This window comes from Agrobacterium sp. LY4, from assembly GCF_001526585.1.
Lineage (GTDB): Bacteria > Pseudomonadota > Alphaproteobacteria > Rhizobiales > Rhizobiaceae > Agrobacterium > Agrobacterium leguminum.
In genome coordinates, this window is record NZ_ASYA01000001.1 from 396,722 (window position 1) to 410,421 (window position 13,700).

Sequence of the window (13,700 nt, forward strand, 5' to 3'; positions counted from 1 at the left end):
CCGCGGATGGGCAATTCATCATCTGAGAGTCAACTGACGCAAAAATGGTAATAATTTAGATAATTTATTATAAAGAGAATTTCTATCCTCAAAATATTGATGTTCAAAAAATATTCGAAATAACGAAGTATTGTTCATAGTAATGAGTTTAATATTAGATTTTTTCTAGTGTATGGATCGATATTATGGTCGAGAATATTGTTTTAGGAATATTTTATATATCTGTGACGGCGTATTTTTTGGTGTCTATGACAATATCAGAAGTTCGAGATATTATGTTTTATAAAAACAACAACTGGAACTTTGAACTTGATAGTCACCCGAAATGGAAGTCGTATGAAGGGGATTCAGATAAGCAGATTTCAAACAAATCAAGAGTAATATTTTGCATGCCAACTGCGATTCTATTTTTGTCTTTGCAGATGATTGCGATAGTTTACGCAATTATACTTAAAATATTCTTAAATTAGAATTTAAGTCTGAATTTTTACTTAGAGTTATCGGTTTGATGGCGTGATATGCGACCTTTGAAGGAGCGACGCGGCAGAACGCCGCGTTGGGCTATTTGAAGTGTAATATCTGCAAAAATCTCGGTTCGACGGACATCCGATGTCGTTCGGGTTGTGGATGGCATCACGCTTCGGAAGAAAGAGCGTTACCATAAAAGAATAGTACACAATTTAGCTTGACTACGATTAAATTGCACGTAATAGTTGATGCAGTCGTAACATAGGGGAAGTGTTATGAGTCGCAAACTTCTTTCGGAATTTCTGGGAACCTTTTGGCTCGTGTTCGGAGGATGCGGCAGTGCGGTTTTTGCCGCCGGCTTTCCTGAACTCGGTATCGGCTTCCTTGGTGTCGCTTTCGCTTTTGGTCTGACGGTTCTGACCATGGCCTATGCGGTTGGCGGCATTTCGGGCGGTCATTTCAATCCGGCCGTTTCAGTCGGCCTCACCGTTGCCGGTAAATTCCCGGCGGCGAACCTCGTGCCCTACATTGTGGCGCAGGTTCTGGGGGCGATCGTCGCGGCTGCGGCGCTTTATGTCATCTTCACCGGCAAGGCGGGAGCCGACATTGGCGGTTTTGCCGCCAATGGTTATGGTGAACATTCGCCGGGCGGATATTCTCTCGTATCGGCGCTGCTGATCGAAGTCATCCTGACGGCGTTTTTTCTGATCGTCATTCTGGGCTCAACGCATGGCAGGGTTCCTGCCGGTTTCGCGCCGATCGCTATCGGTCTTGCCCTTACCCTTATTCATCTGATTTCCATTCCGGTCACCAACACATCCGTCAATCCGGCCCGCTCCACGGGACAGGCATTGTTCGTTGGCGGATGGGCGCTGCAGCAGCTCTGGCTGTTCTGGCTCGCTCCGATCCTCGGCGGCGCCATCGGGGCCGTGATCTGGAAAATCTTCGGCGAGGAAGAGAAGGCCGGCCATGCCGGGTCGGTTCAACCGGCGCAGACATGAATAAGAGGCTTTGTTTCCTCGAATGGTCGGGGAAACGACTGAGGAGGATGACATGGATCTTGCTTCGATATTGGCCCAGATCGTCGGCGGTGCGGTAGGCGGCACGGCAGGCGGAAAGATAGTGAAGGACTCCGATCTTGGTTCGCTCGGTAATCTGATTGCCGGCGCCATCGGCGGTCTCGGCGGCGGAACCGTGCTCGGTTCGCTGCTCGGCGCGGCGGGAGATGCGGCAGCCGGCGGCGTGGATATCGGCGCTCTCGCCGGCCAGCTCGTTGGCGGCGGTGTCGGCGGTCTGATCGTGCAGATCATCGTCGGCCTGATCAAGAACAAGCTCGTTACCAAGTAGAGCGGTTCGGTCGCCTTCAGGATGAAATGACGGACCTTGCCGAAGGAGGAGCTTCGTTCGGCAAGGCGCTGGCTCCCGTTATCGATGACGGCGGTAGTGGAAAGTGTGAAGTGGCTTTGCTGGCAGCAGCAATGCGACTGAAGCCATGAGCCGCTGCCGCGGCTGGTCGAAAGAAGTATCAGGACTGTTTTGGCTCTGCCGAAGATGCCGGATCATGAGGTATTTTTGGCGACCGGCGCGTGTGGCGTCTTGTTCCATGCGAAGGGTTTGGTTTTGAGTTCCACCACGGCCCGCCAGGCCGCGATGGACAGCATCAGCCAATATGCGGGCATCGCCAGCCACCGCCTTCCGACATGCCTTCTTTCATAGGCGATCATTCTGCTGCGGCCCATCAGCACGAAGATCGTGTAGCTTCCGACGATATTCAGCACATCGATAAAAAACAGAAGACCCTGCCAGGTGAGCAGCAGGTCAGCGCCATTTTCCCGGAGGGCGATGGTCATGAATGCCAGCGAAACGAAGAGCAGGGGGTGCGCCAGCGACGACAGAAGCATGCCGCCGATCAGCAGTTGAAAGACCACATAGGCAAACCATCCCATGTCGCGCGCGGTCGCAAAGGGCGCACGGGTCATCACCAGCCAGCTTTGCAGCCAGCCCTTGTACCAGCGTGTTCGCTGGTTCAGCCACACGGATAGCAAGGTCGGCGCATCCTCCAGCGTCTGTCGCCGGATAACGCCGCAACGATAACCCAGCCGATGCAGCCGGAGGCCAAGATCGGCATCCTCAGTTACATTATAGGGGTCCCAGGCGCCGGCCTTCCGCAGCACGGCGGTCCGGAAATGATTGGAGGTGCCGCCAAGCGGCAGCGGTAAGCCGTGTGCGGCAAGGGCAGGTAACATGCAGCGGAAGAGACCGGAATATTCCAGTGCGAAACAGGCGCTGAGCCAGGAGGAAGAGGCATTGCTGATGATAAGCGGCGCCTGCAGGCAGGCCACCTCATCCGGCTTGTTGCGGAAGGCGGCATGGGCTTCGCGCAATTGCTGCGGATGGGGCCGATCCTCGGCATCATAGACCACAACGAATGCGCCACGCGCGCCGGAAAGCGCGTAAGTGAGGGCTTTGGGTTTGGTGCGCGGCAGGGAGGGCGGCACCCTGACGACCTCCATATGCGGGCCGGGATTCATCCGCTGGATCGCCTCGATCGTCGCGCCGTCGTCCGCCTCGCAGACAAGCTTGATGTCCAGCCGGGATTTGGGCCAGTCCAGACGTTCCAATGCGGCGATGAGCTGCCCGACGACCGCCTCTTCCCGGTAAAGCGCCACCAGAACGGTATAGACAGGCAATTCGTTTTCTTGCCGAAGAGGCAAGATGGCGTCCTTTTCCATGGGGAGATGGAAGAGCGCAAACAGCCTGAAAAGCAGGGTCAAAAGGTAAAGCATCGTCAGGGTGACGTGCAGATACGTAAACGCCGCTTCCGTGTAAAACAGCATCGACAGAAAGAGCAGTGTAAGGAGAACACCGCTGTAAAAACCCTGCTGGCCCTGTAGCGTGATCCTGGCGGAATGGTGCGGCGCCGTGTTGAAAAGCCGCTGCTGGGTTTCCGCCGAGCGGCGGGCCTCGCCCGCTTTCCAGATTGCGCTGCGCATGGCCTGCGGGGTTGTTACGGCAAATTCGTCGAGAAGACGCGGACGTTGATCCAGCATGTTTTTCAGCGACGCCATTCGCGCCAGTTCCGGTACGATCAGCAGCGTTGGCGTGCCGCTCAGCGGTGTCAGCCGCAGAAACCTCGGTTCGGAGAGCTGAGTGTCCAGCTTATTCAAATCCGTCACACGGTCCGGGCCGATTTCGGGGAGAAACGGCAATCGCAGGAATCGGGCGAAAGCGCCGAAATAGGCATCCGTCGTGACGAGGCCGCTTGCCAGCAATTCGTCCTCCAAAGTCGAGCCATTTTCCAGAGCCCGTTGTTCGAATGCCTCGATATAGGGCCTGCCAAATCCCAGCGAAGAGAGAAAGCGGGCCTGTCCGGCCTGGTCCTGTTCGGGAACGGTTGAAAGCGGATTTTCACTGACATGGGAAAATGCAATTTTTCGTGTCGCCGGCGTCGTGCGAAACGAATCTCGTGTATATTGCCTAAAATAATCCATGCATCGCCGCCGCCGTCATGGTAACGCCCCACTTCCTGTCACGGATAGTATAGATGAGAATGACGAATGTAACGCGGAATATAAGTCTCGGATTTACTTTAGCTTTCGCTTTACAATTTACTGGTTTTTTTAGCGATGTACGTGCGGAAGGCCTGTCGGACGGGAACCGGATGCCGGTGTTGTTCGATGCGCAGGAGCGGTTTCCGGGCGGCGATCTTTCTTCCGTTCCTCGCATCAGATTTCTGATGTCGGTCGATTTCCCGCCCTTCAATTTTACCGATCAGGAAGGCCGGCTTGCGGGTTTCCATGTCGATCTGGTGCGTGAAATCTGCGCCCAGCTAAAGGTCGAAAGCAAATGCCAGGTGCAGGCGCTGCCGTTTGACGAGCTGGAGGCGGCTTTGGAAATGGGTGAGGGCGAAGCGGTGATTTCCGGCCTCGCCACCACCGCCGACCTGCGCAAGAGTTTTACCTTCTCGCGGCCCTATCTCTTGATGCCCGCCCGTCTTGCGGTGAACAAGGCGGCGAAATTCACCGGCTCCGGTGCCGATGCGCTTTCGGGAAAGAAGGTGGGTGTGGTTGCCGGCTCGCGGCACGAACAGATGCTGAAGGCGTTCTTCCCAAAGGCCGCGGCCGAGGGCTTCGATGGCTACGAGCCGATGTATGACGCGCTGAAGAAAGGCAAGGTGGATGCCATCTTCGCCGATGGTCTGCGCCTGCCTTTCTGGGTTTCGGGAAGCGCTTCCGAAGGCTGCTGCGCACTCTTCGGCGGTCCCTATATGTCCGACAGGTTTCTCGGTGAAGGCCTATCCATCATGACCGTCGATCCCGACAACGTGCTTGTTCCGGCTTTCGATCAGGCGCTGGCGGCCCTTTCCCGCAACGGCCGGCTGGAAGAAATCTACCGGCGTTATTTCCCTTATGGGCTCTATTAGGGAGAGCCGGCCACCAGATCGGTTCTTATGCCAGCTTCTATTTTGCTGGCGCGAAAACCTCTTCATTGCGGCGCAGGCGCAGCAGCGCGATCCATACGGCGGCGGCGATGGCGGTTTCCACCATGAAATAGCTGCCGATCGTTCCCGAAATACTGAATGACCAGGTGAAGAAGGCAACGACGACGGAGCCGATGAGGTTGCCGCTGTTCCAGATCTTCGCGCGAATATCCTGCCGCCCGGATGCGCCGAGCGCCTCGAGCGCGGTGGCGGCAACGGCCATGGGGAGAACCGCCCAGCAAAGCACGCGGGTGATGATGGGCAGTGAAACATATTCATCGCCGAACAAAAGCGGCAGGAAGGGCGCGATGATGAAAATGACGAGCGCACTGCCGGTCGCGATGAAAAGTGCGGCCTTCAGCACGTTATAGGCGCGTTCTATGGTCTTGCTGATGCCCTGCAGGGCGGCGGAAGCCGAGCCGGGATAGATCAGCCGGTTGAGGGCCTCGACGGAGAGATAGGAACTGTCGAGAATGCGCCGGGCGATGGAATAGCTGCCCAGCACCTCGGCGCTGGCAATGGCGCCGAGAACGAGAATATCGGCATTGCCGCGCACGGCCTTGAACAGGAACTGGGTGGAAAACAGGACGCCGATGCGGATTTCCTCACGCACGATGCGGAACACCGGGCTGCCGAGTCTCGCTATCGCCTTGACCGAGATCATGGCCGCAATGGTGTGGGCGGCAAGGTTCCACAGCGCCCAGGCCTCCACCGTTTCCACCTTGAAGATGAGGCAGGCGACCACCGCGGCAATAGTGCGGGCGACGGCAAACATCACTTCCAGTTTGTTGGCGGAGGCGAAGTCGGAATGGGCGATAAAGCTCTGCGTGGAAAGCGAGATGACTTTCAGGAGGACGAGGTTCGTGAACAGGATCAGGAAGGTGGTGATCAGCGTGTGCAGCAATGTTTCCGAGGTCGGGAAAAATACCGGGATCGTCACCATGCCGATGATGGTCAGCACCACGCCTGTCGCGGCGCTCAAGAGATAGCTGTGGCCGAGCATGACGGGAAACATGCTGCGATCCTGCGCGACACGGCGGATCAGCGATTCCTGCGAACCGATGCCGCAGATCTGGACGCCAAGATTGGTGACAGCCGTGATGGAGGCGTAAAGCGCGAATTGTTCGACACCGAGATGGCGGGCAAGCAGCGCGAAGGTCAGAAGCTGGGCGGCGCTGGACATGAGGAGCGCTCCGCCGGATGCCATGTAGGTCAATCCCAGTCTCACTAGATGGCCGAGCCGCGGCGTATTGAACGACACCTCATTCTCCATGTTTTCCGGCATTGCCGGGCGAATTCAAAAATGACTGCGCTGCTTTTTAAAATCTGGCGAACTGAAAAAGCCGCAACCGGCCAATAAAGTGAAAGTCCGCGACCCGAATGAATGGCAGTTTATTCTGTCTTATCCCTCTTGAGGTAAGAGAGGGTTAAAGCAATTGCATAATAATGATGATAATGACTGTTTATGGTTATTTGGACATGGCCCTGTTTCAGAAGGGTTTCGTTGTTCGTCACAAGGCAGGCCAATGATCCGACTATCCATTTTCGATGCAGGCGACCATGCCGCGTTTGGCTGATACGCAGCCCGTCTCTGCGCAAGGCAGCGCCATTTCCCTTGCCGGCAGCCGGCGCGACGCGTTTTTTTTCGTCGCCACCATGCTCTATATCTGGATTTCCGTCGCGCCTTTCGAAAATCTCGCAGCACCGCCCGTGCCGCACGCCGCCGCAAACCAGCTGACCGGCCTCGTGATCGCATTGATCCTCGGCGTTTTTGCGCTGCGCCACCGGCTGACGGGGCTTCTGCTGCGGCCGCGGCTGCCCATTCTGCTGCTGTTCTTCTGGCTGGCGATATGCTCGGTGGTTGGAACCCAGCCCGGCACGTCGCTGCAACGTTTGATCTTCACGGCGCTCCTGTGCTTCATCACCAGCGTCCTTGTCGTCATGCCGCGCGACCGGCGACAGTTCGACCGGATGATGGCCATCTTCGCCATCATTCTCTTGGCGCTGTGTTATCTGGGGGTGATATTCCTCAGCTCGCGCTCGATTCATCAGCCCTATGATCTCGATGAAAAAGCGCTGGCGGGTGACTGGCGCGGTATCTTCAATCACAAGAATGCCGCCGCGCCGGCGATGATCATTCTCTTCATGATCGGGCTTTACCTGCGCAATGCCTGGTCGACGCTGGGCGGCCTCGCCATCACGCTGCTGGCAGGGTTCTTCCTGTGGAAGACCAACGGAAAAACTGCGGCCATGCTGTTGCCCGTCACCGTGGCGCTGATCTGGATCATGGAAAGGCATGCCAACCGTACTTTGTTGATGATCGGCGGCCTTCTGGCCTTCATCAACATATCCGCGGTCGGCTCCACTTATTTTCCAAGCATACAGAATTTTGTCGAAGGCCTGGGCATCGATTCCACCTTCACCGGGCGGACGGACATATGGCGGCTATCCTTCGACACTTTCGCGCAATCGCCGATCTTCGGGCAGGGGTTCCAGGCATTCTGGACGAGCGACCGGCTTCTGTCGCAGGCCGATATTGCCGGCACCTGGGCGGTCACAGCCTTCCATGCCCATAATGGCTATATCGAAAGCCTGCTGAATGGCGGCCTGCCGGCCTTCATTCTCACTGTCATCTGGCTGGTCATCATACCCGCGAACGATTTCCGCACGGCGGTGGATAAGGGCACGGATCCGGGCCTGACCCGACTTTTTGCGAGAATCTGGGTGTATGCGTTACTTTCTTCGTGTTTAGAGAGTAATTTCTTTACCGGAACCGGGCCTATCTGGTCTTCTCTTCTAATCGCAATCTATTGTTTGAGGCATCAGGCTTACGACATACTCGAAGAGGGACAGTAATTTGCAGACAGGCCGGGGGGCTTTGTATGACGCAAAAAATCGGGACTTTTACAGACCGGATCAATAACCGGCTGGTGCGCTATTTCCCGGGACCGGCGGTGCGGATCGAAACGTCCGAACCGATCGTGTCCTTCACATTCGACGATGTGCCGGCAAGCGCCTGGACGGCGGGTGCGCGCATTCTGGAAAGCGAGGGCGTTTGCGGCACGTTTTACATCGCCGGCGTGTTTATCGACCAATACGATGAACAGCAGCAGATGATTTCCGCGAAAGGCTGCTCGGAACTGGCGGCAGCCGGCCATGAGCTTGCCTGCCATACCTTTTCCCATCGCAAACTCTCGAGCTTTTCCCGACGGGGGCTGGAGGAGGATCTCGATCGCAATGACCGCGTGCTCGGCTCATTCGATGCAAGCCGCCATGGGCGCAATTTCTCCGTTCCCTTCGGCATGGCTTCACCGGTCATGCAGCCGCTGCTGCGACGCCGGTTCAGGACGGCGCGCGGCATCATGCCAGGGATCAACCGGGGCAGTGTCGACCCGCATAATCTTGCCGCGGTCGAGTTGCGTTCGGATCAAAACTATCTCGACGCCGCCGATGGCTGGCTGGAGGATGTTCTGCAAAAAGGCGGCTGGCTCATCATCTTCACCCATGATGTTTCGCAGACGCCGAGCTTTTACGGTTGTCCGGAAGGCAGATTTCAGGGTCTCGTCCGCAGGGCGGTGTCGGGCGGTGCGAAGATCATGACGGTCGATGCCGCCGCAAGGACACTCGGTCTTTAAAGGAATATTCTCAGCGCATGTGCCCGGTCGATACCGCGGAAAACGCAGTTGCGGGTTATTGGCTGGCCCAGATGATGCGGGCGATCCATTCCACATCGGCCATGTCGAAGCTGCGGTTCGGATGTTCCGGGTTGAGCGAAAGAAGCTCGATGTTTTTCGGGCTTTGCCGCGCCAGCACCTTGGCCATCACTTCGCCGTCGCGGCTTTTCAGCACCACGCGGTCGCCGCGCCGCACCTGTGCGCCGGGCTCAACGATGAGGATGTCGCCGTCACGGTAGAGCGGCATCATGCTCTCGCCCTGCACCTCCAGCGCATAGACGCCCTGCCTGCGCTCGGGAGAGGAGGGGAATTCCACCACATCCCAGCCCTGACCCGCCGGAAAGCCGCCATCGTCGAAAAAACCGCCGGAGCCCGCCTGCGCGAAACCGAGCAGGGGAATGGCGTTGTCGGCGCCGGAAGGCTGCATGGTCTGCGCCCTGCCGAAAGCATAACCGAAAAACTGGTCGACGCTTGCCCCCGTCGCCTCCAGCACCTTGGAGACGGATTCCGTCGAAGGCCAGCGTTTGCGGCCATCCGGGCCGAAACGTTTCGATTTATTGAACGAGGTGGGATCGAGGCCGGCGCGCTTCGCCAATGCCGAAGGCGTTAGCTGGTGGCGTTCGGCAAGCGTATCGATGGCGCTCCAGATCGTCTCGTGTGACAGCATGATAGAAAGCCCGCAAGTGGAGCCGATAGCGGAAAAGCTCCTGTCGTTTACTGACCGGAATCTAGACCATATCCGGTCAGGAGTAAAGCAAGGAAAGGAATAAAATCCTTTTCTAGGCCACCATGGCCGATGTATTTATCTTGGCGAGCTGGATCACCGCCTGGGTGCGGCTGTCGACCTTGAGCTTCAGCAGGATCGCGGAGACATGCGCCTTGATGGTGGCTTCGGAAACATTGAGCTCATAGGCGATCTGCTTGTTCAGCAGCCCTTCGGCCAGCATGCCCAGAACCCGGCTTTGCTGCGGCGTCAGCGTTCTGAGCCTGCCGATGAGATCGGCCACGTCAGGATCCTGTTCCTTGTCGCCCTGGTGGCCTGCGGGTATCCAGACATCGCCTTCCAGAACCGCACGGATGCCGTCCCTGATATCGTCGATACCGGAGGATTTGGAAATGAAACCGGAAGCACCGAGTTCGATGGAGCGGCGCACGGTGGTCGCATCGTCCGTTGCCGAAACGATGACGATCGGCAGGCTGGAGAATTCCGCCCGGAGCGCCATCAGGCCTGAAAATCCGCTCACCCCCGGCATGGCGAGGTCGAGAAGCATGAGATCGGCGTCGTTGCGCGCTGCGGCTGCACTTCGGGCGGCCTCGAAATCCCCGGCTTCAATAATGCTCTGTTGCCCGTCGAGGCCGGATACGGCCTGTTTCAGGGCGCCGCGAAAAAGCGGGTGGTCATCTGCTATGATAATGACAAGTTCCGACATTCTGGCCCCCTCCCAAGGGCGTTATGCGGTTCTTTTTCTGATACTGGCTCACTCCCATTTGCCGGTGGTCGAAACACGTCCGGCTCCTCCGCCAAAGGTTGCGCCAATCGGTCCCGCATTACAAGGAAAAGCTTGTGGACAGGCGGTCTTTCAGGCTCTCCGCAATAAAAATGCCGTGGAAACTGTGGACAATCTTCGAGCTTTGCGGCAAATCCCGCTGAGTGGAAAGCCTTGGAGAGCCCTATGCAGGAAACGCCCGCGGTCATCTATAAAATCGTGCCGGAGACGTTATGGAGCGCGGCAAAGGCGAAGGGCGTCTTCGAAGGTGCGGCCATCGACCTGACCGACGGCTTCATTCATTTTTCAACGGCAAAACAGGCGGCAGAGACCGCCGCGCGGCATTTTTCCGGCCAGGTCGATCTGCTTCTGATCGCGGTCGACGGCGCGGCCCTCGGCGACAAGCTGGTTTATGAACCCTCCAGAGGCGGCGATCTTTTCCCGCATCTTTATGCGCCTCTTCCCCTGACCGCCGTGCTTTGGGAAACGCCGCTTTCGCTCGGTCACGACGGCCAGCACCAGTTCCCGGAGATTTTGTGATGAGCGGATTATTTTCCTCTATCGGCCGCAAGGGCCTGTTTCTGGTCGATCCGGAAAAGGCGCATGGCCTGTCCATTGCGGCGCTGAAAAGCGGTTTCCTGCCCACCTGCATGGTGCCGCACGATCCGCATCTGCAACAGACGGTGGCTGGCCTCGTCTTCCCCAATCCGCTCGGCATGGCGGCGGGTTACGACAAGAATGCGGAAGTGCCAGGGCCGCTTCTGAGGCTCGGTTTCGGCTTTACCGAAATCGGCACCGTCACGCCCAAGGCGCAATCCGGCAATCCCAGGCCGCGTATCTTCCGTTTGGTCGAGGATGAGGGTGTCATCAATCGCCTCGGCTTCAACAATGAAGGCCATGCGGCTGCGCTGGAACGTCTGAAGCAGACAAAGCTGCGCGGCATCGTCGGCGTCAATATCGGCGCCAACAAGGATAGCGAAGACCGCATCGCCGACTATGTGCAAGGCATCGAGGCATTTTATTCGGTCGCATCCTATTTCACCGTCAATATTTCCTCGCCCAACACGCCCGGCCTGCGCGATCTTCAGGCGCGCGAAAGCCTTGCCGCGCTTCTCGCCGCCGTGCTGGAGCGCCGGAAAGTGGAAGCCGAACGCTTCGGCAAACGCATCCCGATCTTCCTCAAGATCGCGCCCGATCTGACCGAAGAGGGGCTGGACGACGTTGCCGAAGAGGCGCTCGCCCATGATCTCGATGGCCTGATCGTTTCGAACACCACGCTTTCCCGCGAAGGTCTGAGGCCAGGCCCGCACAAGGGCGAGGCAGGCGGTCTCTCGGGCAAGCCGCTCTTCGAGCTTTCCACCACGGTTCTCGCCAAGATGCGCCGCCGCGTCGGCGGCAATCTGCCCATCATCGGCGTCGGCGGTGTGTCATCCGCAGAGACAGCTTTGGAAAAGGTGAGGGCAGGGGCCGATCTCGTGCAGCTCTATTCCTGCATGGTCTATGAAGGCCCCGGCCTGCCCTCGGCCATCGTCAAGGGCCTGTCGAAGCTGGTCGCCCGCGAGGGCGTACAGTCCATTCGCGACCTGCGCGACAGCGCGGTGGACCGCTGGGCGGATCGCAAGCTCGGCTGAGCGCACGATTTACCGAAAAGGCGCTCAAACCTCTCATCCGTCATCCTCGGCCCCGTGCCGAGGATCTAGTCACGTCGAATAAAATCAATCGGTTGCAGATTCTCGGGACAGGCCCGAGAATGACGTCGGGATGTATGTCGACGTTTGCTATTCATCGGACGACGCAGGCGTGTCTGGCAGGTATGAGGCCGCTTTCAGTCGGTGAGCACGCTCAGCATCCTGTCGGCACGGACCAACTGGTCCTCGTTCAGGCGCGAGAGCTTGGTCTGAATCTTTGAAAGAATGCGGGTCCTCTCGCTATCCGTCGTCACAACCAGCCCGACGCCGAAAAAAACGACCTCCGGCACATCCAATATTTCGGACAACTTTTCGATCGTCATGAAAGATGGCGAGGTGTTGCCGCGCTCGATCCTGCTGATCATCTCGGTCGATAGTGAAGCCTTTTCGGCAAGCTCCGCCTGCGTCAGGTGTTTCGCCTTACGCAGATTACGCAGATTTGTTCCGAATATGATTGCAAGCGACAAGCTGTACCTCCGCTATGACATTCGGAGGTGAAGCGCGCCAAAAGAAGGAAACGATGTTGCGATTGTCAAATAATTCGTAATATAAGTACGAATTATGGATTTATACGCCGTTGGTTACGAATTATGTCGGATTTCCTTCTGCTCATTTGGAAATGGCTGGCAATCGCTGCGGCGGCATCGCCAATCCTCGTTGCCATCTGCTGGACCCTGTGGGCGGCCGTGTTCCTGCCGCGATTCACTCCCCGTGCAGAAATCGAAGGGATTGCCGAGCAGGTGATGCGGGATCACCCCAATGACCCAGAAGAATGGGCGCTGATGGAAGAATATGCGGCCTGGCACCGCAGCCAGAGTTTTGAACAGGGGAAATGGCGGCTTGTCCGCAAGGCGATCAATCGGAGACTAAGGGCTGGCGACGGGCTGTCCGCTGGCTGAAGAGGCGTGTCTATATAATCCAAGCGCTGGCGGCTGTTAAAAAGGGGGGCTCAAACCTCTCCTCCGTCATCCTCGGGCTTGTCCCGAGGATCTGCAACCGATTGATTTTATTGGACGTGATTAGATCCTCGGCACAGGGCCGAGGATGACGTCGAGTGTGGAGGGAGCCGGCGGAATGGCGAAAAATATGAGTGTTTTCCGCCCAAAACCCCACCACTATCTCAGGCGCAGAGCACCATCGCCCAATAGGGCCGGTTGCGGCTGGCCGCGTCATAAGCGACCGCGACGCCGAGGCCGTTATAGGGCCCGAGCATGTTTTCGAGGTGATGTTGTGAGCCGATCCAGGCCTTCACCACCCGCTCGACGCTGTCCTGCCCGGCGGCCACGTTTTCCGCTGCCGGAAGCGGCACATTGCCGTCTTTCATGCGGATCAGGAAACTGTCGGTCAGGCCGATCAGATGCGCCATCTTCTGCGCCTTGACCATGCGGCCGGCCTGATAGGCGGCAGCACCGCTTGCCGCGCCATTGATGGCAAGCGGCGAAAGCCCCTTGGAGCGGCGCAGATCGTTGACCATGGGAAGCGCCGCCGCCGTCTCGTCGCGGGTGCCGGAGGGCATGCCCTTGTTGGTGGGCATGGAAACGCAGGCGGAAAGAACGGAGCCGGCGGAAAGCAGCACGAAGCCGCGCCGTGAAAGCGTTTGAAACGTGGAGTGGGTCATGTCAGCGGCGGTAGCTCAGGAGGCGCAGGATGATGAAAACCGGAATGACGATCGTTGCCCCGAGGATTAGATAGTCGCCGATTGCGCCCAGCGCATGGAAACCGCTGCGCCACAGGTCGACCACGAAATCGCGCGCGCCGTAGATGATGTTCCATGGCGTCAATCCGAAGATCGCCATCAGAAAGCCGACGAGCAATGAAACCACCAGCAGCTTCACCACGGTACGGGCCACCGTGTCACCCAGCATTTTGTTGACCTCACCGGCCATCAGCACGTCTCCTGTTT

At 57.7% G+C, this 13,700-nt stretch carries 15 protein-coding genes; 8 read left to right on the forward strand and 7 right to left on the reverse strand.

Annotation, left to right across the window (positions count from 1 at the left end; translation table 11 throughout):
- The first annotated feature begins 743 nt into the window (after nt 1-743).
- Together aqpZ and L904_RS01990 are read left to right on the forward strand one after the other, a co-directional pair.
- Entirely contained in the window at nt 744-1,469 is a 726-nt protein-coding gene (aqpZ, locus tag L904_RS01985; RefSeq protein ID WP_035265115.1) for an aquaporin Z, read from the forward strand.
- Nucleotides 1,470-1,521: 52 nt separating this feature from the next.
- Nucleotides 1,522-1,815 carry a hypothetical protein gene (locus tag L904_RS01990; protein WP_003519942.1) on the forward strand — a complete coding sequence of 98 codons (294 nt, stop codon included), beginning with the start codon at nt 1,522-1,524 and terminating at the stop codon, nt 1,813-1,815.
- A gap of 212 nt (nt 1,816-2,027) precedes the next feature.
- Here the strand turns inward: L904_RS01990 and L904_RS01995 are convergent, their stop codons facing one another.
- Nucleotides 2,028-3,959 (reverse strand): glycosyltransferase family 2 protein, encoded by a 1,932-nt coding sequence (locus L904_RS01995; RefSeq protein WP_035265117.1) that lies wholly within the window; start codon nt 3,957-3,959, stop codon nt 2,028-2,030.
- A gap of 170 nt (nt 3,960-4,129) precedes the next feature.
- On the opposite strand from L904_RS01995, the gene L904_RS02000 reads away from it, so the two are divergent.
- Complete coding sequence (locus tag L904_RS02000; protein ID WP_035265120.1) at nt 4,130-4,891, forward strand: transporter substrate-binding domain-containing protein; 762 nt, start codon at nt 4,130-4,132, stop codon at nt 4,889-4,891.
- A gap of 37 nt (nt 4,892-4,928) precedes the next feature.
- Here L904_RS02000 and uppX read toward each other — a convergent pair whose 3' ends face one another.
- Entirely contained in the window at nt 4,929-6,221 is a 1,293-nt protein-coding gene (uppX, locus tag L904_RS02005) for a Wzx-type polysaccharide biosynthesis protein UppX (protein WP_035265123.1), read from the reverse strand.
- Between the two features lie 287 nt (nt 6,222-6,508).
- Here uppX and uppY point away from each other — a divergent pair, with 287 nt between their 5' ends.
- Nucleotides 6,509-7,804 (forward strand): Wzy-type polysaccharide biosynthesis protein UppY, encoded by a 1,296-nt coding sequence (uppY, locus tag L904_RS02010; protein WP_035265177.1) that lies wholly within the window; start codon nt 6,509-6,511, stop codon nt 7,802-7,804.
- Nucleotides 7,805-7,830: 26 nt separating this feature from the next.
- Nucleotides 7,831-8,583, forward strand: coding sequence for a polysaccharide deacetylase family protein (locus L904_RS02015; protein WP_035265125.1), 753 nt, complete (start codon nt 7,831-7,833; stop codon nt 8,581-8,583).
- Nucleotides 8,584-8,638: 55 nt separating this feature from the next.
- Here the strand turns inward: L904_RS02015 and L904_RS02020 are convergent, their stop codons facing one another.
- Together L904_RS02020 and L904_RS02025 are read right to left on the reverse strand one after the other, a co-directional pair.
- The gene (locus L904_RS02020) at nt 8,639-9,289 is read right to left on the reverse strand and encodes a helix-turn-helix transcriptional regulator (RefSeq protein WP_003519935.1); all 651 of its coding nucleotides are present in this window, start codon (nt 9,287-9,289) and stop codon (nt 8,639-8,641) included.
- A gap of 112 nt (nt 9,290-9,401) precedes the next feature.
- Entirely contained in the window at nt 9,402-10,052 is a 651-nt protein-coding gene (locus L904_RS02025) for a response regulator transcription factor (RefSeq protein ID WP_035265127.1), read from the reverse strand.
- Between the two features lie 243 nt (nt 10,053-10,295).
- Between L904_RS02025 and L904_RS02030 the strand changes: the two genes are divergently transcribed.
- Nucleotides 10,296-10,649: a DUF952 domain-containing protein gene (locus tag L904_RS02030; protein WP_035265130.1), complete on the forward strand. Its 354-nt coding sequence runs from the start codon at nt 10,296-10,298 to the stop codon at nt 10,647-10,649.
- On the forward strand, nt 10,649-11,740 hold the full coding sequence (locus L904_RS02035) for a quinone-dependent dihydroorotate dehydrogenase (protein WP_035265134.1): 1,092 nt from the start codon (nt 10,649-10,651) through the stop codon (nt 11,738-11,740). The genes L904_RS02030 and L904_RS02035 overlap by 1 nt, the downstream gene beginning before the upstream one ends.
- Before the next feature lie 194 nt (nt 11,741-11,934).
- Here the strand turns inward: L904_RS02035 and L904_RS02040 are convergent, their stop codons facing one another.
- The gene (locus L904_RS02040) at nt 11,935-12,264 is read right to left on the reverse strand and encodes a helix-turn-helix domain-containing protein (protein ID WP_035265137.1); all 330 of its coding nucleotides are present in this window, start codon (nt 12,262-12,264) and stop codon (nt 11,935-11,937) included.
- Between the two features lie 123 nt (nt 12,265-12,387).
- Here L904_RS02040 and L904_RS27515 point away from each other — a divergent pair, with 123 nt between their 5' ends.
- Entirely contained in the window at nt 12,388-12,696 is a 309-nt protein-coding gene (locus L904_RS27515; protein ID WP_051671947.1) for a hypothetical protein, read from the forward strand.
- A 221-nt stretch (nt 12,697-12,917) separates the two neighbouring features.
- Here L904_RS27515 and L904_RS02050 read toward each other — a convergent pair whose 3' ends face one another.
- Both L904_RS02050 and L904_RS02055 read right to left on the reverse strand, forming a co-directional pair.
- Nucleotides 12,918-13,415, reverse strand: coding sequence for a CAP domain-containing protein (locus L904_RS02050; RefSeq protein ID WP_003519931.1), 498 nt, complete (start codon nt 13,413-13,415; stop codon nt 12,918-12,920).
- Nucleotide 13,416: 1 nt separating this feature from the next.
- A complete protein-coding gene (locus L904_RS02055; protein ID WP_003493739.1) occupies nt 13,417-13,683 on the reverse strand; it encodes a DUF6460 domain-containing protein in 267 nt (88 codons plus the stop codon).
- Between the last annotated feature and the right edge of the window lie 17 nt (nt 13,684-13,700).

Excerpts from the sequence above, each read along its gene's own strand:
- aqpZ (WP_035265115.1), top strand. The coding sequence starts at position 744 with ATGAGTCGCAAACTTCTTTCGGAATTTCTGGGAACCTTTTGGCTCGTG.
- L904_RS01995 (WP_035265117.1), bottom strand. The coding sequence starts at position 3,959 with ATGGATTATTTTAGGCAATATACACGAGATTCGTTTCGCACGACGCCG.
- L904_RS02055 (WP_003493739.1), bottom strand. The coding sequence starts at position 13,683 with ATGGCCGGTGAGGTCAACAAAATGCTGGGTGACACGGTGGCCCGTACC.
- uppX (WP_035265123.1), bottom strand. The coding sequence starts at position 6,221 with ATGGAGAATGAGGTGTCGTTCAATACGCCGCGGCTCGGCCATCTAGTG.
- uppY (WP_035265177.1), top strand. The coding sequence starts at position 6,509 with ATGCCGCGTTTGGCTGATACGCAGCCCGTCTCTGCGCAAGGCAGCGCC.
- L904_RS02020 (WP_003519935.1), bottom strand. The coding sequence starts at position 9,289 with ATGCTGTCACACGAGACGATCTGGAGCGCCATCGATACGCTTGCCGAA.
- L904_RS02000 (WP_035265120.1), top strand. The coding sequence starts at position 4,130 with ATGCCGGTGTTGTTCGATGCGCAGGAGCGGTTTCCGGGCGGCGATCTT.
- L904_RS27515 (WP_051671947.1), top strand. The coding sequence starts at position 12,388 with ATGTCGGATTTCCTTCTGCTCATTTGGAAATGGCTGGCAATCGCTGCG.
- L904_RS01990 (WP_003519942.1), top strand. The coding sequence starts at position 1,522 with ATGGATCTTGCTTCGATATTGGCCCAGATCGTCGGCGGTGCGGTAGGC.
- L904_RS02015 (WP_035265125.1), top strand. The coding sequence starts at position 7,831 with ATGACGCAAAAAATCGGGACTTTTACAGACCGGATCAATAACCGGCTG.
- L904_RS02025 (WP_035265127.1), bottom strand. The coding sequence starts at position 10,052 with ATGTCGGAACTTGTCATTATCATAGCAGATGACCACCCGCTTTTTCGC.
- L904_RS02050 (WP_003519931.1), bottom strand. The coding sequence starts at position 13,415 with ATGACCCACTCCACGTTTCAAACGCTTTCACGGCGCGGCTTCGTGCTG.
- L904_RS02035 (WP_035265134.1), top strand. The coding sequence starts at position 10,649 with ATGAGCGGATTATTTTCCTCTATCGGCCGCAAGGGCCTGTTTCTGGTC.
- L904_RS02030 (WP_035265130.1), top strand. The coding sequence starts at position 10,296 with ATGCAGGAAACGCCCGCGGTCATCTATAAAATCGTGCCGGAGACGTTA.